Below are 21,041 nucleotides of genomic sequence, written 5' to 3'. Positions count from 1 at the left end.
ATATGCGTAAAAAATTTCAAAGAATGCCGTCTAAGGCAGCAAGATGGTCACCGCGCTTTGGTTGGCTGGCACTTGTTTTGCTAATCTTGGCTGCCATATGCCATCGCTTTGGTGTGCTTGCCAGTGTCTATTTTTTTGTTATGGTTGGGTGTGTAGCATTTTTGGGGTTAGTTGCATTTATTTTGGCACTGAAGGGCTTTTTAGACCTTTGGCAAAGGGCTGATAAAGGCGGCGGTAAATCGATTAAAGGATTTATTTTGGCCTTTTTAGCCTTGTTGCCGATTATTGCTGCAGCTGTTGCTTATTTTGTCTTTCCACCCTTTTACGATATTGCCACCGACAGTGAAACACCGCCGCATTTTATTGCTAATAACCGACCAAGCGATGCTTTGCCTGTGCAACAATCCCTTTATTATCAGGCTAATGAGCAGCTTGCCATGTGGCCAGAGCTTAGCGGTAGGCGTTATGATGGATCGCCTGATAAGATTTTACCTGCGGTGTTAAGCGTGATAGATGATTTGGGTTGGAAGCATGTTAGCCAAGCGGGAGAGGTTGGCAAAGATAATATGCTATTAGTTGAGGTAACCGCCAAAACACCAGTATTGGGTTTTGTGTCTGATATCATAATTCGTCTTAATGATGAAGGTGATACAACCTTTGTTGATATGCGAGCAACATCACGCTATTTAAGCCATGATCTTGGCATCGATGCACGTTTCATTTTAAACTTTATGGAAGCACTTGATGTTAAAGTTCTATTGACGCCAAGCGATCAACGAGAAGAGTAACTGCTATTAATTAGCGGCGATGTATCACAATGGATAAGATTGCGCTGATGTAAATCAATAAGATGCGCCCAAACGGAAAGAGCGGCTGCATTTTTTAATCTTGGGTCCAGCTTTTGATAAATTGCTGCAACAATTTCTGTAACCGTTGTATCGCCTTGTTGCAGCCGCTTAAGAATTGCGTTTTCTCGTAATTTTCGGTGGCTACGAAAGCCACGTATCAATTGTTGAGGGTTTGTAACTACGCCGCCATGGCCGGGCAGATAATAGCTATCGCTGCGTTCCAATAATTTTTCAAGTGACGCCATATAGTCTTGCATAACCCCGTCTGGGGGAATGATGACAGTTGTTGCCCATGCCATGACGTGATCACCAGAAAATAACACATCGTCTCCCATGAGTGCAAAAGCGATATGATCGCTAGCATGGCCGGGCGTGGCAATGCTTTGCAATGTTATTTCATTATTGCTGATTAGCATGTCGTCACTAAGGGAAATATCAAACTCTATATCGCTGCTCGTTGCTTCGCCGCTTTGTTTGCCTTGGTTAGGCTGATCTTTTTTAGGTGTAAGAGGTGCTTTGCCAATGGGGGCTGAAAAATATTGGCTTACCCGATAGGCAAGGTCACTATGATCCGCATGGCTATGGGTGAGTATAATATGGCTGACATGACGACCATTAACCGTTTTGATTAAATTTTCGAAATGTTGGTCATTATTTGGTCCCGGATCTAGAATCATTAAATCTTTTTGGCCGATTATATATGTATTGGTGCCATGAAATGTGTAGGGGCTCGGATTTCTTGCGGTAAGTAATTGTATATTATTGGTGATTTTTACTGCCTTATCGTAATTTGGAAAAAATTCCTTATCGAAATCGATGCTCATTTGGTCACATTCATTGGCTTGATCTTAGGTTGTTAATAAAAATATTGTAAGGATTGCACAAAATTATGCAATAAATAAAATAGGTTAGCAGAGAAAATAAAAAAATATCAAAAAATATGCATTTTTTTTAATAATAGATATTGCACATATGAAATCAAGCAGCTATAAGACGCGCCAAGGACATGATAGAGTGTTCTTTAAAAATGATGTTGGGGTATAGCCAAGCGGTAAGGCACTGGTTTTTGGTACCGGCACCCCTGGTTCGAATCCAGGTACCCCAGCCATTTTTAAGCTTAAAGCTAAAAATAAATTTTCATAAAAAATAGTTAGATTTTTTGATATTTGCAACAGGTTTATTGTTGCAATTGTTAATTTATCGCGGTGTTGGCTTTATTTTTGATGCCCTTGCAGAATAATTAAGTTTTTCTAAATCTTAGTTTATGAGCCTTAAAATAATAATAATTTTTAAGATTTGTTCTTAAGCGCAAATTTTTTGATTCTCACAATGAGCTTCTCCCGCCATTTTATTGCATTGAGCTTATGCTGACATTATTTAAATCAAATAATCAAAAGCTGTTTAATATTTTAGGCTCTTGCCTAGCTAAGTGATAATTATTCAATGTAAGGCTACGATAAAACGTAAAAAATAAGATAGAATATCAGTAAGTTAACCTTTTAAAGGCGATTTTAATGATTTGCATTTCATTGAAATCGCCTTGATCATTTTAAAAGTCATATTTAATTTTTATGCCGCCGCTACCGCCGCGTCGTTCCCCAATAAAGCCCTGACCAACAAATTCAATGATAAAGTCTTTATTGTGATGTAATGGCTGCCAGTTAAGTCCTAATTCGAAAATACCGGTACCACCTTTAAGGCTTGGCCTATCTAGCTGCAACTTATAGGCTGTGGCTGCAATGTCTCCCTTAAATTCATATTCATAGGCCGCACCGACAAATGGCTGGAATTGTTGGCTGTAGTGATAATTGTAGCGGCCGCCAACGCGTAAGCGAGAAGATTCTGCCGTTTTAAAATTTAAACCATCTTTGCCAATTTTTACGTCTTCGCCTTTAAGCCTTGACCAGCTATAACGACCATAAATATCAAGACTATTTTTTTCATTAAAGTTAAAAACATAGCCCGTTGCAATATGAGCGCTTTGATAGTTAGAACGGCTGTTATATGTGCCGCGATAGCCTTCACCATCGAAAATATCATTTGTATCAAAATCATATTTTATGGTGCCGGCGCGCCATGAGCCTTCCATATAAAGCCCATCAGCAGCATTGATATCAAGTTTTGCCACGCGGTTTAAACCAGTATTGGCGAAATCTAAGCGGAATAAAACACCACCACCATTATAATTGATATTTCCATCACCATGAACGGTATTGTAATTGCTAAAATAGTTATAGCTATCATAGCTTGCTTTGCCATATTCATAAAAGCCGCCAATGGTGAGTAGACTAGTATTTTTAAACTCATATCCCGTTGCTAGACCTATGGCTGCATTAACACCGTCAATATCGACATGGGAACCTGTTTTGTATCGGCTGGAACCACCATTGATAATTGCAAAGGGTATGAGGCTGGTTGGGCGCCCGCTTTCAGCTGCTTGGCGAATAGCAGAGCGTGCGGCGCGTATACCATAATCAGCAATAAGATCACTGCCTTGGTTTAAAAATGCCATTGCTGCAATGCGGCCTTCCGAAAAAGCCTTAGTGCGCGGATTAATGTGCCCTGCGGGTTTGGGTAAGGTAACTTCAGGCTCTGTGGTCTCTTCTGTGGTGCTAGAGCCGCCAGTGTCTGTACCTCCGGTATTGGTTCCGCTGGTATCGGTTCCTCCAGTGTCAGTGCCTCCGGTATCGGTGCCACCAGTATCGGTTCCACCAGTGTCTGTGCCACCAGTATCGGTTCCACCAGTGTCAGTGCCTCCGGTATCGGTTCCTCCAGTATCGGTTCCACCAGTGTCAGTGCCTCCGGTATCGGTTCCTCCAGTGTCAGTACCTCCAGTATCGGTTCCGCCAGTGTCTGTACCGCCACTATCTGAATTTTCATCTTTAATTCTTAAGACAAATTTATTATTTTCATCGACTGTTACTTCGACATCATAAATAAGAAAGAGCCCTTGTTCTATTTGAGTGGGAACCGAGGATGGTGTTCCTGTCGCATTGCTGATCAATGTAACTTCATCACCAACATTAAGGCGATTACCATCATTTTCCATTGCAATGGTGTGATTAGTCCCATTAAGATCAACATTATTCCGGCTTGTAATATTGATAATGGTGTCGTTATTGACGACATTTTTTGGTAAAATCCAGTTATAATTCTCAATATTATAAATGCCCCAAACACTGCCACGATAGCCATTAAGATTTAATGTGTTACCCGTAAAAAAATCAGAGCTTGTATTTGAGCGATTACCAAAGCCACCGAAAATTCGGCCCGTAATGTTAAGATTTTCACCATTAAGTGTTATTGTATTATTTGTTGCATTGCCTGAAAAGCCGCTCATGGCATTGCTATAACCACCATAAACATCGCCTTTAATATTAACTTTTCCAGATAATTCAACATTGTTATTGGTAATATTGCTGCCCGTTGTCGTTGTAGGGGTGCTTGAATTGAGGCTAGTTGTCCCCATGCCACCGTAAACGCTCCCGGTTACCGTAGTATCACCGGATATAGAAACTTTGTTACTTGCAACCTGTGTTGATGTTCCATTATAGGCATAGTTGTATGAATTACCCCCATAAACAGATCCTGAAATTGTATTCTGCCCGCTAATCAAAACTTCATTATTGGTGACTTGTCCAGCAATAGTACCATAGCTACGGCCACCCACGACATCAGCTGAAATAACCGCATTGGTCCCATTAAGGGTTACTGTGTTGTTGGTTGAGTCGCCTCCTAATCCACGTGTGGCTTCGGTATATCCCCCATAAACGCTCTTATTGAGTTGTGCATTGCCGGTTATCGTAACGATGTTATTATTTGTATTGCCCGATGCGCCAGCTGTATTTTGGCTAAACCCACCATAAACAAAGCTTGTAATAACTGCATCATCCGAAATGGTTACTTTATTGTTTAGGGCATTGTTAGCTATGCCATTTTGCGTAGTATTCCCACCACCTGCAACCATACCACTAATTTTTGCATTACCCGAAATTGTTACTTCATTACTTGAGGTCTCACCAGTGGAGACATAAAAAGTTGAGCTATAGCCACCATATACATCACCGCCAATTATCGCGGAGTGAGATATAATAACCTTATTTTCATTGGCAAATCCAGCATTTCTTCCAAATGTATACCCACCATAAACGCCTCGGCTGATTTGCGCGTTGTCGCTTATAGTAACAATATTGCCAGTTGCATTGCCGCTATTGCCAGTCCTCAAATAGCTATAACCACCATAAACTGACCCTGCTTTACCAGTGCCAGAAATAGCGACACTATTATTGGTAACATCATTGCCAGTACCCGATGTTAAATAGCTAATACCGCCATAAATATAACCGGGTGTTTCATAGCTGCCATCGGTGGTTAAATCATTTACAGATATTGTGTTGCCAATAAGATTGGTGGTCGTGCCGTTGCCTGAAAATAGGCTGCGCCCTAAATTACCACCTGTCGGATCTGTTCGTAATATTGATTTGTCAGTGCCATCATAAGCCACATCCTCTGCATAGCTTGAGGATAGTATGGTAGTACTTAAAAAAAACGATGTTAGTCCGAAAATTAGTAATTTGGTAATTGGCGTATTAATCAACCATGGTTGATTTTTAAAGACATGTTTCGACATTAAAGGAGACCCAACCGCAGATTCCAGCTTGTACATCGCTTGAACCTATTATATTTTTATATTTATAATTAATTACATAGTTATTATTTAAATTAGTCAATATTTTGACGGCTATTCAATAAATAATAAAAGTAACAGGTACTAAACTATTCATATAAAAGCCATATTTTGTTCCGAAAAAACACAACATGAGAATATGAGAAATTTATAAAGTTAAATTATTATAAACTAATATTCGAACTAAATAAATAAAAAATTAAATTGAATGGCAATTGGGGAGATAAGTTTAAGCGATTTCAAACCAATCAAGAAATTGGTTTTCTATTTTAAAAATAGGAATTAATATATTCTGCAAACAACGAGTATTAGGCCGAGTACACCATTAAAATCCTTTTTAGCCAACAATTAAATAATTAAGATATTTATATCTTTTTTATATAATCCTAAAAGCTTAAAGTCTTAATTAGATAGGTTTCATTAACACCGGCAGAAACACATTAACTGCCGCGTGGTTTAGCCCGTGTTGTTGGCACAGCTTCGGCTGGGTTTTCAGGCCATAAATGCTTTGGGTAGCGCCCACGCATGTCACTGCGCACATCTTTCCATGATCCAGCCCAAAAGCTTGGTAAATCACGCGTAATTTGGATAGGGCGATGCGCTGGTGATAAGAGTTCAATAATAAGGGGAATCTTATTCCCCGCAATTGTTGGATGGGTGATTAAGCCATATAGTTCTTGTACGCGCAATGAAATAGTTGGTTCTTCCCCCTCATAATCAATTGCAATTTTTGAGCCAGTCGGCGCGGTAAAATGGGTGGGTGCAAGGGCGTTAAACTCGCGTTGCAAATGATACGGGATCAAAGAATATAGGCCGTCGCTTAGCATTTTACTGGTTATTGTGCTAAGCTCAGCCTTGCCATTTAAAAATGGTAAAAGCCATTCATCTAATTGCTGCAGTAATGCGTCATCATTTACATCGGGCCACGGCTCGCCCAATCCTTTAAATAGCCAAAATAGTCTTTGCCGCATTTGCTTGGCATCTTTACTCCAAGCTAAAAGGCTAAGACCTTTTTGTTGTATTATTTCAAGCCATTTTTGGTTGGCAATGTCGCCTTTAGGGCTGGGTAGGTTCTTTTCACTTAGAGAAATTGCGCCAAGATTTTCGCGCGCTAATGCACGAAGAGTGCGGCTTTGCTCATCAAAATAAACCAGTGTTTCTTGGCTTATTGAGCTGCCCTGTTGGGCATAAAGGCTATCTTCGCTAAGGTTTGCCGCCGCTAATATGCGCGTGCGCTCAGCGCTACCAGTCAATTCGGCGATAACTAAAAATGTACTATTGGCTAAAGGTTCAATAGCATCCATATAGGCTCCGCTCCCATTACATAGCAAAAATTGTCCTTTTTTAGAGCGTGCTTTGGCGATCCTATCCGGCCACGCGTCCATCAAAAACTCGCTTGCTGGTATAATATCGCTATTGTTTGGCAATTTTTGCTTTTTTGTTGATAATTGAGCCGCTTCATCCGCAAGGGATTTTGCAAGTCGCTTCACATCTTGGGCGCGCTTTGATCGATCACGTTGGAAAAAACGCAGTCTTTCATCAATATCAATGTTGTTGCCGCCAAGTCCCCGTTCTACAAGCAATAGTGCAAGTTCTGCCGCCGCTTGAGCTTTCCCTCTTTCTGCGGCTTTTAATACCATATGCGAATAGCGTACAGGCAAACTCAAGGCACGCATGGCTTGCCCCATTAGGGTTAGTCTGCCATTTTCATCAATTGCATCTAATTTGACAAGTAAGTCGCGTGCTTCTTTTATCGATGGCAGGGGAGGCGGATTTAAAAAACGTAAGTTGGCGGGATCTTGTATACCAAAGGCTAAGCAATCCAAAACAAGGTTAGATAAATCAGCATTTAGAATTTCAGGTGTTGCAAAGGCAGGAAGCGCTGCATTTTGCCCTTGTAGCCAAAGGCGAATAGCAATGCCTGTCTGGGTACGTCCTGCACGCCCAGCACGTTGATCAATGGATGCACGTGAGGCACGCACCGTTTCAAGCCGTGTTAAACCACTTGCTGGTTCAAATATTGGCACTCTAGCGAGGCCACTATCAATGACAATGCGCACATCTTCAATCGTTATGGAACTCTCGGCGATGGAGGTTGCAAGCACAACTTTGCGCGAACCTTTTTGGGCGGGCAGAATAGCATTGTCTTGATCTTTTATATCAAGTGTTCCAAAAAGCGGACTAATAATAATGCTGTTGCCGTTGATGGTTGGATTGTCGCCTAAGCTATTTTGGAGCCTTTGCTTTGTTCGCTCAATTTCGCCTTGACCGGGTAAAAAAGCTAAAATACTGCCATCTTCCTCCTTTAAGGCTTTGATAATGGCGCGGCTCATGGCGTCTTCAATGCGTTCATCATTAGCTTTTGGGCTATAACGAATATCAACATTATAGCTTCTGCCTTTGCTTTCAATAATCTGCGCATTATCTAGCAAGCTGGCAACGCGTGCGCCATCAAGAGTTGCTGACATAACGATAATTTTTAAATCATTACGCAAACCTTCTTGTACATCAATCGCTAGTGCAAGACCAAAATCGGCATCAATATTGCGCTCATGAAATTCATCAAAAATAACAGCGCTAATGCCATTTAGTTCTGGGTCATCAAGCACCATACGAACAAAAACGCCTTCGGTCACAACGATTATGCGTGTGTCCTTAGAAATTTTTTGGTCCATTCGCATGATGTAGCCAACTTGTTGCCCAAGAGATTCTCCAAGTAAATCGGCCATGCGCCTTGCTGCCGCGCGTGCAGCCAAGCGGCGCGGTTCAAGAAGTATTATTTTGCCATTAGGATTTTTTTTAAGTTTATCCAGTAAAAATAATGGGATAAGTGTCGTTTTACCTGCCCCGGGCGGTGCAACTATTACTGCACGATTATGCATTTTCATGCACTCGTGAAGCGATCCAAAAATTTCAGTTACGGGTAAAGGCGGCAAATTTATCATGCGTGTTTTATAAAAAGCATCAATAGCTTTGGCAAGGATATTGTAAATACAAAAAATTTAAATACCCCATGTTTGCATGTATCAATTTTATTGGCACTTTTACGTATAAACGATTTAGAGCACATTAACGGCTTAATAAAAGCTAAATGTGCTCTAAATTAGTATGTTGATATTATGGGATTATAAAATTTCTCGAGCGATTTGGCCCAATAGTTTAGGCAATTGATCAAATGCATAAGGTGCGTAAACACGCTCAAGTTTTTGATGAAATTCTCGCCCCCAAGGTCCAATATTAACCACAGGAAAGCTAAGGCTTTGGCTTGGCGGATTATCTTGTAAACGAGAAATGGGCGTATTATTGGCAATTAAATTATTCTTATCGGCCTTTTGCCCCAAAAAGCTCATATCCGATATGCCTTGGAAATAAGGCTTCCAAGTAAGCACTTGATCTGCAAGGTCTTGATAAGATTTCTTGGCATGATCAATTGCCGCGTGGAAAGCTTTATCCTTATCGAGCTTGAGGTCAAGATGGCTTGCAGGATAATGTAAACCAGCAAAACCAATAATGATAGCAGGACCATTTATCTTTGCTTGATTTATAAGCCAATCTGTTAGTAAACGACTTACGGTTAGCGGGTTATCAATTTGGTTTAGTTCATTTTGTTTTTGCTCATACAGTGCATCGAAATTTGCGCCTATAGTCGCTTTGGCTTGTTGCAGTAGCTCTGCATATTCGATAATCTTTGGCTTAGCTGGCACTGCGCCAGATTTTTTGCCAACCATATGGCTGTAGTTTTTAGCTTGCTCGGTAAATTGCTCAATAGCTTGGTTTGCGCATTTTTCTACGGCTTCTTTAAAATGATGAAATAATGTTTCAGCTCTCATAGAATGGTAAAGCCAATTAAAAGCCAACCAAAAACGCTCTGGCGTTGTTACTTCGTAAGCATCACGCAAATCTCTTGCCTCAAGACATATGGGGGCCGGTGAAATGTCATCCTCATTCTTATCGGCTAACGCAGCATTGGCTTCGAAATGGCTAAGAATTTTAGCACCTATTGCTAAAGCACTTACTCCTTCATAAGGGTAGCTTGCATGGGCACTACAACCAACAACAAATGCAAAGGGTAATAATTTACCAATTGTGCCGGCATAGATTGCGCGCCCCTCACTGCCGTTGCCTTGATCAGATGTTACATCAAGATTAATGGCACCAACAATTTCAAGGTCATTTTCTTTAACAAAAGTTGCAAGGCTAGCACGTAGTGAGCGCATGCCACGACTTTCACGCTCTTCATCTGGGGTAGCAACGAGAAGAATGTTACCCTTGCGCTGGGTATCAGCAATAAACTCTTCAACACATATTATACCAGCGGCAAGTCCACTTTTCATGTCAAGCATACCGCGGCCGGGCAAAAATTGACCAGTTAATAAGTCTTGATAGGCACATTCTTCTTGTTCAGAACGCACTTTATTCGCCAAGGTTTCGATTAAGGCTTCGGCAAGTTTTTCGCTTTCGCAAGCAAGGTTTTGTAATTCATGATAATTATCAATTGATACTGTATCGAAATGCCCCGCTAATATCAGCGTTTTTTTACCATTCCCTCTTGCTAGCGCTAAGACATTCGAGGTTAACGGTTCGCCATGGCTTGCTGATTTAACAATATTTTGCGGATTTTGGTTAAAATAGGGTATTTCTTTTAAAAGCCCAATATATTTGTCCGCAAATTCGGCTTCGCCTCTACTGCCTGTCTCACTGTTAAAAGCAACCATTCTTGTTGCTAAATCTGAACATTTATTTTTATAAAGATTGGGACTATTTCGTTTATTATTATCGGTAACTTGCGGCATTTTTACCTCGAGTAACTTTTATGTTAATTAAATTCTATCTCTCAACACCCATAGGCAGAGCGTTAATCATTTTTTGTTTTCAAAGATCAATGTCCTTGCAAATGTTTGCGTAAAAATTCGCGCGTTCGCTCTTCTTTGGGGTTCTTCAAGATATCATCAGGAGTCCCTTGTTCGACAATGACGCCGCCATCCATAAAAACAACGTAATCAGAAACTTCAGCTGCAAAACGCATTTCATGGGTAACAATCATCATGGTCATATGTTCAGCCGCAAGCTGTTTCATTACTTGGTTGACCTCTTCTACCAATTCAGGATCAAGCGCAGAGGTTGCCTCATCAAACAGCATTGCTTTTGGCTGCATAGCAAGAGCACGAGCAATAGCAACGCGTTGCTTTTGTCCCCCAGATAAACGGGCAGGGTAAGAATCGCCTTTGTCTGCTAAGCCCACTTTTTTTAATAAGGAATGGGCAATTTCTTCCGCGTCATGTTTGGGTATATTTTTTAATATACGAGGTCCGATGGTAATATTGTGCAAGACACTAAGATGAGGAAATAAATTGAATTGCTGAAAAACCATGCCAATTTGTTGGCGCATATAATTTAAATGTTTTTCAAAGGCGCGGCCTTTAAGGGGCAGATTAACTTGATTGCCATCAAACCAAATTTCGCCTTGGGAAATTTCTTCAAGCATATTGACTGAGCGTAATAAAGTACTCTTTCCAGACCCGCTTGGGCCAATAATTGAAACGATTTTACCGCGATCTACGCTAAAATTTATTCCCTTTAAGACCTTATGGGCGCCATAGGATTTATGGATATTGCGCAAATCAATCATAATATTTGTATTCATTGCATGGCTCCTATCTTACGAGTGGTGACATATAATCCGAACTCCATAATTAGATTGATAATGTAATAGAGTAGGGCAGCAACCAAATAAAATTCGAAAGATCTATAGGTTTCAGCAATTGCTTGCTGAGTATTTAGGGTTAATTCGGCAATGCCGATCAAGGAAACAATGGCGGTATCTTTTAAAAGAATGATGGTATTGTTGCCCACCTGTGGCAAGGCTACAAATACTGATTGTGGTGTGATAAAATAACGTAAGGCTTGAAAGTAGCTAAACCCCAAAGATCTTGCTGCTTCCATTTGTCCATTATCGATTGATTGCAAAGCTGCCCGGAAAATATTTGCATTATAGACTGCATAATGAAAACCAAGAACAATGACACCGGTCCAAAAGGCGGGTAAAAGAATTTCCAACTGCGAAAGGCCATAATAAATAAGGTAAAGTTGCAGCAAAAGTGGTGTTGTCATAAAAAGCCAAGAAATAAACCGCAATGGCCAATTATAAATTTTATGCACATAGTTTAAAATCAGAGCGATAATGATACCGCCGAAAAAACTAATAAGACCGGCAAGAATAGTGATAATCACAGTCCACAAAAGTCCCGTTAATAGAAGACTACCAAAAGGTGGAATAGCCGAAAAATCAAGCGGAATCTCATCAATACGTTGCCAAAATCCATCAATAAATGATTGTAACATCAGGATGCTCCACTTATTTTGGTTTTATTGAATGCAGAAATAAGTAACTGAAATAAAGTGAGAATTGCGCTTAAAATTATGATATAGGCAATTGCTGCTAAACCAAATATTTCAAATGAATTGCCAGAATTGGAAGTTACAAATCTTTGGGCTGTATAGGTAAGCTCAATAACGCCGATCGTAGAGGCAAGAGCCGTGCTTTTTGTCAATATAATAGTATTTATTTCAATCGTCCGGATCATAACTGTTGCTGCTTGCGGAATGATAAAATAAAATAAAGTGCGTATTTTGCCAAAACCCAGTGCTCGTGCCGCTTCATATTGGCCTTTATCGACCGATTGTATTGCCCCTCTGATGCCTTCAGACATATAAGCACCAATATTAAAACCCATTGTTAAGGTTGCAGCAAAAAACGGTGTAGTATCAAATCCAAAAGCAAAGGCACCATAATATATAAGAAAAATTTGGATCAAAAGTGGCGTACCGCGCATGATGCTGACATAAAATGCTGCCAAAGGCCAAATAAAAATATGTTTGGAGGACCGCAAGGCAGCCACAACAAAGGCAACACATAGGCCAATTGCTAAAGAGACAAACGCAAGTTGTATGGTTATCCAACCGGCTTGGATGGTAAATGGCAATAATTGTGCAATAAGATCGAAATCCATGACACCTCACTAACACATGAAATAATTAGAAATTAAACAGCGGCGCAGCTTGTAACATCATCGCATAAGCGCAACAAAATTGCATATTTTACAAGATTTTAAATAAGAGCACTTTAGATTAAGCTCAATCAAAAAAGTGCTCTTTGCGATGCTTTAAAAAACGCATAAATTTGCCGTCAATACCAGTGGTTAATCAGCTTCCAAATATAATCTGGTAGCCTTTTGGACGACTAAATAATATGAAAAACACACCATTGCCGCGATGTTGGCTTAACGGATATCAGTACCAACCCATTTTTTTGAAATAGCTTCATAGGTGCCATCGGCCATCATATCATCAAGTGCTTTTTTCATGGCAGCCGCAAGATCGGGGTTCTTTTTGCGGATGGCCATGCCAATATCGAACTTTGGTAGGTTGTCATCTTCAATCTGAACTATTTTCGCGTCATTATTCTTGATTGCGACATAAACAACTATATCATCAGATATTATTGCATCGACACGACCTGAGTTTAGGTCGATCAACATTTCAGGCAAGCCTTTATAGGTACGAAGGTTGAATTTATTTTGTTCTCGCGCCCATTTTTCAGAGGTTTCCCCTAAAATTGCTCCAACATTTTTTCCTTCAAGAGATGAAAGTGTTTTATAAGCCGATCCCTCTTTGACAAAAATGCCAATACCTGAACGGTAATAGGGGCCAACAAAATCAACTGCCTTTTTGCGTTCCTCGGTTATGGCCATGGAACCAATAACAGCATTATAGCGGCCGGTAACCAAACCAGCTATAATACCATCAAACGGTGTTGTAACAATTTCAGATTTTACATCAAGGCGCTTAGCAATTTCATTGGCAATATCAATATCAAAGCCAACTACATTATTATTCGTATCCACAAAACTAAATGGCGGAAAAACGCCAGATGCGGCAATTTTCATAACACCGTTTGACTTGATCTTATCAAGTTCGTCAGCATGGCTGATATTTAAGCTAAAGAATGGGATGAGTAAAGATAAGCTCATTGCGGCAATTTTTTTTATGTTCATAATTTCCTCCATTTATAAACAAGTACCGAAATTTTTAATGCATTATTGTCCCTTTATTGGCAGTATGAAAGTATATATTGGTTTATTTTTCTGTAAAATAATAGAGTGCAAAATGCCTATTTTTGCCATATACTGCCTTATTAGGTAGAAAATTGGCGAAAAAGTAACATTATGGATGAGTTAGATCGTAAATTAATTGCCGAGTTAAAAATAAATGGACGTGCTTCAATTCCACAGCTCGCTCAGCTGTTAGGTGTCGCTCGCGCAACTGCGCAAAAGCGGCTTGACCGCTTAATAGACAATGGCGATATCAAAGGCTTTACAATAAAGTTAAAAGATGATGTCGATGAAAAACGTATTCGCGCATTTATGGTCATTGAAATTAATAGTCCGTCAACCAAACATATTATTGCCCGAATAAAACGCACACCAGGCTTACTTGATGTTTATAACACTAATGGTAAATGGGATATTATTGCAATTGTTGAAGTATCTAACATTGTTGAACTAAATGATGTGATTTCAACAATACGTTCTAGCGATGGTGTTGCTAAAAGTGAGACATTTATCATTCTTGGCCCGGCTTAATGTTAATCCATTAAGTTAAAGAAACAAGGCTATTAAATCGCAAAAATATACACTTTTGATTTATAAAGGGGAGGTAAGCGAGAAGGGCTTTAGCGATTTGAGCTTTACGACACTGTTGATGATAGCTATTGTCGTAACCTTTCATTTCAATGAATAAGTCGTTCTTTTGCTGGGCTTTGTTGGCTGAAGTGGTAGTTGTTTTTTACCACTTCAGATCTACTGAAAAATTTTACAAAAAGCTAGGGTCGGCAGTCAATATAACTGCGATATTTTACATGAAATCACCCCATCTATTGGGGCAATACTGATTAGGACCGTGAGGATAGGTGTATGCCCGCAATTGTACAGCGTACTGAACCACCAGCTTGTTCAATTGTTGGAATTTCTAACACAATTGGCGTTGCACTTTCTTCAATAATTGCAATTTGATCAGGCGTTAAGGAGCGATAAGCGGTACCAGATAATGCAAGGTAACGTCCATCTTTTCCTTTTAACTCAATGGCATTGCCTGCAAATTGGTGTATTTGTTCTGAAGTTAGATTTATAATCTTACGACCAGATTGTTCGAAACGCGAAATGATTTCTTGAGCTCTCGCTTTATTTGAAATCATATCTAAACCAATCATAACAAATTCGGTTGCAATACACATAAGTACATTGGTATGATAAATTGGTGTATTGTTTTTATCAACGGCATCAAAAGTCATTGGTTCAAAGTTAAATTGGGTGCAAAATCGTTCAAGTGCAATTGGATCGGTACGATCTGATTTAACCGCATATGCAACGCGGTCGATATGATCAAGAACCATTGCGCCGGTTCCTTCAAGGAAAAGCCCATCAGGTTCTAGTCCAGAATAATCAATTACTTCCTGTACACGAAAATTGCGTTTTAAATCCTCGATGATATCGTAACGGCGTTCAAGTCTGCGATTTGGTGCTTTCATTGGATAAATAGCAATATAACCACCCGCATGGGTCGAAAACCAGTTATTTGGAAAAACTGAATCTGGGGTTTTTTTACTTTCATCTTCATAAAGATGTACGCCAATTCCAACGGCCGATAATTGCTCTACCGCCTTTGTAATCTCATTATAGGCGGTGGGCGCTAACTGTTCGCTTAAAGGCACATTGATCTGAAAACTATTATCGGTAGCGGTTTCTGTATTCACCGTGAAGTGATGAGGGCGGATCATAACAACAGCGGCAGGTGCTTGAACAGAAAAAGATTGTTTGCGAGCCATGTCGCATCCTCCAAATGAATGTATTATTTTTAAGAATTTATTTAATTTGTAATAGCAATTGGCATATGGAAGTTTAAGGCCTTATAACCATGTTAAGTTTATTTATGCTTTTAGGTTACAAGGCCGTATTTCATTCAATATTCAGTTGCTAATGGGCGCGTTGTAACATGCCAAATAGATCACGTGGATCATCTGGATCTGCAAGAATATCAAGTTCTTCAAAAAATTCTGTATCCTTGATTTTAGTATGGATGTAGCGAAGTGCTGAAAAATCTTCAATTGCAAAGCCAACACTATCAAAAAGTGTAATTTGGCGTTTATCTGTGCGGCCTTTTGCTTGGCCGGTTAGGACTTGCCATAATTCAGTTACGGGGTAGTCTGCCGGCATTTGTTGAATTTCACCTTCAATACGAGTTTGTGGCGGATATTCGACAAATGTATCAGCCCGCAGCAATATATCCTTATGCAATTCAGTTTTACCCGGACAATCGCCGCCAATAGCGTTAATGTGAATGCCTTCACCCACCATATTATCAGTTAGAATTGTCGCATATTGCTTATCAGCCGTGCAGGTAGTGATAACTTCCGCGCCTTCGATTGCCTTTTGGGCGCTATCACAGGCAATGATATTTAGTCCGCTATTTTTCAAATTGTTAAATGCTTTTTGAGTGGCCAAGGGGTCAATATCATAAAGATGAATATTTTCAATGCCGCAAATTGCTTTAAGAGCAAGAGCCTGAAACTCTGACTGCGCACCATTGCCAATCATCGCCAGTGTTTTAGCGTCTTTTGGCGCAAGGTAGCGTGTTGCAAGAGCTGAAGTTGCAGCAGTGCGTAACGCTGTTAAAAGGGTCATTTCAGTGAAAAGAACCGGATAACCAGTTGCAACATCAGCAAGCAAACCAAAACCAGTTACAGTTTGTAAGCCTTCCTTGGTATTTTTAGGGTGGCCATTGACATATTTAAAACCATAAATATCGCCATCAGAGGTAGGCATGAGCTCAATAACACCTTCATCCGAATGGCTTGCAATGCGTGGAGTTTTATCGAAAATTTCCCAGCGTTTAAAGTCCTCTTCAATTACAGCGCATAACTCTATTAGAAATGTTTCGATTCCAATGTGATGTACCAACTGCATCATATGGTCAACGCTTACAAAAGGAACAAGTGCTTTGGTAGAAGGGGTTGTTTTGTTCATTATAGCTCCTCGATACTTAATAAACCCAATTATTGATCTTTTAGTGCCAGTGTTATTACTGGTATTGGCGCTTATGTTTTGCAAAATCTCCAATTTGGTCTTTACGAGAAATCCCTTAGCAAAACATTCGTCGTAATCAATTTCCCTTCTTTTATAAAATAAAAAATATTAGTAAAAAATATCAAATTATTATAAATACTACGCATAAAATTATAAAATTTAACAGTCAATTTGTGCAAAATCGCAAAAAAGTGCCAAATTTATGTAAATAGTTTTTTTGAGTGGATTAGTAAAATTATTGGTAGTTTTCATTTTATTTGCAGTTGGAAGATTATAAATCGATATTTAGAAAATGAAATCACATTGCCAATAAATATTGTTATGGTAATTATGGCTTCTTTTATTTTAAAAAGTGCGGCAAAAAGGAGGTTTCCTTGAAAAAAATATTATTAATATTACTTGCATCTGCTTTGTGTCCATTGTCTGCATGGGCAGAAAGTCCATCTCACCTTGATCATGTATTGGAAAATAAGACTCTGCGTGTGTGCACAACAGGTGATTATAAACCCTATACATTTTTAAAAGAAGATGGGGATTATACGGGTATTGATGTTGATATGGCACGCTCATTGGCAGCAAGTCTTGATGCCAAGGTGGTATTTGTTCCCACCACTTGGAAAGAGCTCATGCCTGATTTTTTAGCCGGTAAATGTGATATCGCCATGGGTGGCATTTCCATTTCATTAGAACGCCAACAAAAGGTTGCTTTTTCTGATGCTCTTGGTGTTGATGGCAAAGTACCCTTTGTGCGATGCGAGGAGGTTGAAAAATACGCAAGTGTTGAGCAGTTAAATCAGCCGCATGTACGTGCGATTGAGCCAGCCGGTGGCACAAATGAAAAATATGTTCGCAAATATATGCCAAAAGCACAGCTTGAACTTTTCCATGACAATAATATTATTTTCCAAAACCTTGTTGATAATAAAGCCGATGTCATGATTACTGATATTTCGGAAATTTTGTATCAAAAGCGCTTTTATCCAACCCTTTGTCCAGTAAATCCTGAGCAGCAACTTACCTTTGCCGAAAAGGGCTATATGCTACCAAGAAATGATATTGTTTGGAAAAACTATGTCGATCAATGGCTGCACATTACCAAAAATAATGGCGAATATAAAGGCTTTGCTAAAGAGTGGCAAAGTGAATAGTTAAAGTTAATTTAGCCCATAAAAAAGCCCCCTTTATGAGAACATAAAGGGGGCTTTAAAATGCAAACTTTTAAAATTATTGCGCGCTATAAGCTGTTGCAATGGATAATGGGCCAGGGCGTAAACCAGTATGCTCTAATACGCCTTTTGCTTTGGCATCATAATAAAAACCACGTGCATAAAGACGTACAGCGCGTGACTCATCACCGTCCGCAACAAGATAAGCACCGGCAAGATATTTTACTGCATAACGCAGATTGGTCTCAGCGTCTAAAAGACCCTGTGCATGACCACTATAGCCCATGCTTTGTGCCGTTGGGTGTGAAATCTGCATCAAGCCCCAGTAAGGGCCATTTCTTGCTTGTGGATTGCCGCCACTTTCACGTAAAACAACCCGGCGAACAAGGCGCTCAGGAACATTGTAGGCACTGGCATATTGACCAATCAACTGCTCAACCTCAGCAGTTGCATTAGGCAGGTGATAAGTGGTTTTAACCCGTGGACCAAGATTTGCCGTGTTAACTCTTGTTACCTTTGGCGTAGTCAAAACAGCGCTTGCTGCATTTGATGATGTTTCAATCTTGCTGTAACCAAGCAATGATGTTTTTTGCTTTGATTGCTCAATTTGGCGATATTGCTCATCTAACCGTACAAGGTTAAATTGGCTGTAGCCTAATGGTGTCATACTGGTTCCAAGACGAGAAACCGCTTTGGGAGATACTGAATTTGCTGCAATCGCTTGTGGAGTAATTGAACTTGTAAGTGTTTTATCAACAGAATTACAGCCTGTAAGTGCTGCAGCAGATAAAATAAAAGCAACTGGTAAAAAAGTTTTGATGCTAGTCTTCATGGCTTAACCCTAGTTCCTTTTTCCATTTGCAAGCTCTTCTTCAAGAGCTACTAGATCTTCAGGAAGGGGTAGGCCTTCAGCCTTCATGATATTTAGCTTTTCTTGCAATTGCTCGGCTAATTGGTGCTTATCTTGAGGTTGATTCACCATATCTTGAAGCAATATTGCTATCTCTGCCTTGATATCTTCCAGAGCCATAAACGACACCCATAAAAATTGACAATATGCCTCACTAGCACATTTTTTTTGAAATGAAAAGCTATGTAAGCTGAAGTTTCGCAGATATGGTTTCCGCAATGTTACGATAAGCTGCTGCATGAGCACCATTTGGGCTTGCCAAAATAATTGGTTTGCCATCATCACCGCTGACACGAATGTCGGGATCTAGCGGAATTTCGCCAAGGAATGTCAATTTGCGTTTTTCAGCTTCTTGTCTTGCACCGCCATGGCCGAAAATATCATATCGTTTACCAGTGTCGGGCGCTATAAAATAACTCATATTTTCAATGACTCCTAAAATAGGAATTCCTACTTTACTAAACATTTCAATACCCTTACGCGCATCAATTAGTGCAAGGTCTTGCGGAGTTGATACAATAACCGCACCTGATAATTGCACTTGTTGGGCAAGGGTAAGTTGGGCGTCACCAGTGCCTGGCGGCATATCAACAACCAATACATCAAGGGGTGCCCATAGCACATCGCGCAGCATTTGGGTGATAGCAGACATGACCATTGGTCCACGCCAAACCATTGGTGTATCTTCACTAACAAGAAATCCCATCGACATTAATTTTAAATTATATTTTTCAAGCGGTAACAATTTTTTACCTTCAACCGCTTCTGGCTTGTCATATATTGCGGTCAAACGCGGTAATGATGGACCATAAATGTCGCCATCCATAATTCCGACATTTAATCCTTGTTCCATTAATGCAAGGGCTAAGTTAATCGCGGTTGTGGACTTGCCAACGCCGCCCTTGCCAGATGCAACGGCAATAACGTGTTTAACGCCGGGGATGGGGGTGCGCGGCGGAATATCAGAACTTTTATGGGGGTGGCTACTCGCAGGTGTGGATTTTTGCACAATTGGCTTAGTTGGGCGTTTTACTTCGCCCGAATGGTCGCCCGCACGCTTTTCAGCTGTTAGGGTAACAATTGCTGATTTTACCCCGTCAATCGCTAAAACGGTTTTTTCAGCGGCAAGCCGTAAGGGTTCCAACTCTTCTGCACGGTTAGCCGGTACATTGATTGAGAAAAATACTTTTTTATCAGCAATAAAAATTTCGGATACCAAGCCAAGGCTTACAATATCACTTTCAAAATCGGGCCCTTTAACGGCGCGTAAATGTGAAAGAACAATGTCTTGGTTGAGTGCGGACATGATATTTTTCCAATTGAAAATGAGTATTAAAGTTTTAGGGCTTGTTTAGCCATTTGTGTACTAGGATATATGGAAACGTTTCCTGAGTGGCAAGGCTTTTCATTAAACATTGTTAAATGTCTTTTGAATTTAACTCTATTGGGTATTAAATATTTGTTTTACGCAATTCCAAGCCACTGTTTTACCTGTTTCGTCGTTTCTTCATCGCCGAGTTCGTTAATATATATCCAAATGAATGTTTGATTTCTAAAATTTATCAACCAAATTTCATCAGTGAGCTTGATGCATTCGCTAATTTGATTATAGTTAGTAATTGTAGTGTTCCAGTCAGATTTTATCTGTAATTGTGTTTTATCAAGAATAAGTTGGTAGCCATTTTGTGCCTCTGGATTATCTGCATAGAAATTTTTGTATTGGCAGTTAGCTGCAGCTTTACATGCCATTGAATATAATAAAATACCTATATTAATGCCAAATAGAAAATAAATAATAGAAGATTCAATTGTATAAGGGATTTTGCTGACGCCAAGTTCTTTTGAAAATATTAAGCCAATGATAACAATAGCGGGTATAAAAACTAGAAGTTGTATAATGAGCTTTATTTTTTTTGAAACGTATTTTTGATAATGTTTTTTTGCATCAAATCGTAATTTTTTTTCTCTGTCTTCTACACCTAAGCCCCTAACATGGATTGAAATTTTTTCTTCGGTCATGATTTATCCTTTTGTTCGGGCAGCGCTAAATCGATATAAGATTAAATTTTAAAAGTATGTTAGCACAATTTGTCAAAAAAGTAGATTTGTATACATTCTAGATTTAAAAGTGCATTTTTATAAAATTATCCTTATTTTGTGAAGATGCTTGTTAATATGAGAAGGTTAAGTAAAATTTATGCCAATAGGCGGATTTTTTCCAAAAACTCATGCAATTTGTGCTTATGTAAAAAATATTGGTAAAATATCAATTTTTTGCTTGATCTTTGT

17 protein-coding genes and 1 tRNA gene are annotated in these 21,041 nt (G+C 39.6%); 4 read left to right on the top strand and 14 right to left on the bottom strand.

What is annotated here, in order from left to right; all coding sequences use genetic code 11:
* Positions 1–2: 2 nt before the first annotated feature.
* A complete protein-coding gene (locus N6A79_RS09265) occupies positions 3–788 on the top strand; it encodes a DUF1499 domain-containing protein (RefSeq protein ID WP_268545712.1) in 786 nt (261 codons plus the stop codon).
* Here the strand turns inward: N6A79_RS09265 and N6A79_RS09260 are convergent.
* Positions 773–1,672, bottom strand: a complete 900-nt coding sequence (locus tag N6A79_RS09260; RefSeq protein WP_268545711.1) for an MBL fold metallo-hydrolase — start codon at positions 1,670–1,672, stop codon at positions 773–775. The two genes, N6A79_RS09265 and N6A79_RS09260, sit on opposite strands and share 16 nt — an antisense overlap.
* A gap of 210 nt (positions 1,673–1,882) precedes the next feature.
* On the opposite strand from N6A79_RS09260, the gene N6A79_RS09255 reads away from it, so the two are divergent.
* Positions 1,883–1,956 (top strand) — tRNA-Gln (locus tag N6A79_RS09255).
* Between the two features lie 441 nt (positions 1,957–2,397).
* Here N6A79_RS09255 and N6A79_RS09250 read toward each other — a convergent pair.
* The 7 genes from N6A79_RS09250 to N6A79_RS09220 form a co-directional block, all read right to left on the bottom strand.
* The gene (locus N6A79_RS09250; RefSeq protein ID WP_268545710.1) at positions 2,398–5,514 is read right to left on the bottom strand and encodes a hypothetical protein; all 3,117 of its coding nucleotides are present in this window, start codon (positions 5,512–5,514) and stop codon (positions 2,398–2,400) included.
* A 461-nt stretch (positions 5,515–5,975) separates the two neighbouring features.
* Positions 5,976–8,480, bottom strand: coding sequence for an ATP-dependent helicase HrpB (gene hrpB, locus N6A79_RS09245; RefSeq protein ID WP_268545709.1), 2,505 nt, complete (start codon positions 8,478–8,480; stop codon positions 5,976–5,978).
* A 180-nt stretch (positions 8,481–8,660) separates the two neighbouring features.
* Complete coding sequence (locus N6A79_RS09240) at positions 8,661–10,250, bottom strand: M20/M25/M40 family metallo-hydrolase (RefSeq protein ID WP_268545708.1); 1,590 nt, start codon at positions 10,248–10,250, stop codon at positions 8,661–8,663.
* Positions 10,251–10,414: 164 nt separating this feature from the next.
* Positions 10,415–11,179: an amino acid ABC transporter ATP-binding protein gene (locus tag N6A79_RS09235; RefSeq protein WP_371739412.1), complete on the bottom strand. Its 765-nt coding sequence runs from the start codon at positions 11,177–11,179 to the stop codon at positions 10,415–10,417.
* Positions 11,176–11,877 (bottom strand): amino acid ABC transporter permease, encoded by a 702-nt coding sequence (locus N6A79_RS09230; protein WP_262078279.1) that lies wholly within the window; start codon positions 11,875–11,877, stop codon positions 11,176–11,178. Before N6A79_RS09230 ends, N6A79_RS09235 begins: the two co-directional genes overlap by 4 nt.
* Complete coding sequence (locus N6A79_RS09225; protein ID WP_268545707.1) at positions 11,877–12,545, bottom strand: amino acid ABC transporter permease; 669 nt, start codon at positions 12,543–12,545, stop codon at positions 11,877–11,879. Before N6A79_RS09225 ends, N6A79_RS09230 begins: the two co-directional genes overlap by 1 nt.
* Before the next feature lie 270 nt (positions 12,546–12,815).
* Positions 12,816–13,589 (bottom strand): transporter substrate-binding domain-containing protein, encoded by a 774-nt coding sequence (locus N6A79_RS09220; RefSeq protein WP_268545706.1) that lies wholly within the window; start codon positions 13,587–13,589, stop codon positions 12,816–12,818.
* A gap of 171 nt (positions 13,590–13,760) precedes the next feature.
* On the opposite strand from N6A79_RS09220, the gene N6A79_RS09215 reads away from it, so the two are divergent.
* Positions 13,761–14,177 (top strand): Lrp/AsnC family transcriptional regulator, encoded by a 417-nt coding sequence (locus N6A79_RS09215; RefSeq protein WP_262078276.1) that lies wholly within the window; start codon positions 13,761–13,763, stop codon positions 14,175–14,177.
* A gap of 308 nt (positions 14,178–14,485) precedes the next feature.
* On the opposite strand, the gene ctlX is transcribed toward N6A79_RS09215, so the two are convergent.
* Positions 14,486–15,418 (bottom strand): citrulline utilization hydrolase CtlX, encoded by a 933-nt coding sequence (ctlX, locus tag N6A79_RS09210; RefSeq protein WP_262078275.1) that lies wholly within the window; start codon positions 15,416–15,418, stop codon positions 14,486–14,488.
* Positions 15,419–15,566: 148 nt separating this feature from the next.
* On the bottom strand, positions 15,567–16,616 hold the full coding sequence (locus tag N6A79_RS09205) for an ornithine cyclodeaminase (protein WP_268545705.1): 1,050 nt from the start codon (positions 16,614–16,616) through the stop codon (positions 15,567–15,569).
* Between the two features lie 434 nt (positions 16,617–17,050).
* Here N6A79_RS09205 and N6A79_RS09200 point away from each other — a divergent pair, with 434 nt between their 5' ends.
* A complete protein-coding gene (locus tag N6A79_RS09200) occupies positions 17,051–17,824 on the top strand; it encodes a transporter substrate-binding domain-containing protein (protein WP_268545704.1) in 774 nt (257 codons plus the stop codon).
* A 76-nt stretch (positions 17,825–17,900) separates the two neighbouring features.
* Here the strand turns inward: N6A79_RS09200 and N6A79_RS15850 are convergent, their stop codons facing one another.
* The 4 genes from N6A79_RS15850 to N6A79_RS09180 all read right to left on the bottom strand — a co-directional run bounded on the left by N6A79_RS15850 (position 17,901) and on the right by N6A79_RS09180 (position 20,771).
* The gene (locus tag N6A79_RS15850) at positions 17,901–18,674 is read right to left on the bottom strand and encodes a lytic transglycosylase domain-containing protein (RefSeq protein WP_315973308.1); all 774 of its coding nucleotides are present in this window, start codon (positions 18,672–18,674) and stop codon (positions 17,901–17,903) included.
* A gap of 9 nt (positions 18,675–18,683) precedes the next feature.
* Positions 18,684–18,872 (bottom strand): hypothetical protein, encoded by a 189-nt coding sequence (locus N6A79_RS09190; RefSeq protein ID WP_182417341.1) that lies wholly within the window; start codon positions 18,870–18,872, stop codon positions 18,684–18,686.
* Positions 18,873–18,933: 61 nt separating this feature from the next.
* Positions 18,934–20,058: an Mrp/NBP35 family ATP-binding protein gene (locus N6A79_RS09185; protein ID WP_268545703.1), complete on the bottom strand. Its 1,125-nt coding sequence runs from the start codon at positions 20,056–20,058 to the stop codon at positions 18,934–18,936.
* 158 nt (positions 20,059–20,216) lie between these two features.
* Complete coding sequence (locus N6A79_RS09180) at positions 20,217–20,771, bottom strand: hypothetical protein (protein WP_268545702.1); 555 nt, start codon at positions 20,769–20,771, stop codon at positions 20,217–20,219.
* Positions 20,772–21,041 lie beyond the last annotated feature (270 nt).

Source organism: Bartonella sp. HY761 (genome assembly GCF_026743145.1).
Lineage (GTDB): Bacteria > Pseudomonadota > Alphaproteobacteria > Rhizobiales > Rhizobiaceae > HY038.
The sequence above is the reverse complement of the archived record's forward strand: the minus strand, read 5'-3'. Positions and strand labels throughout refer to the sequence as shown.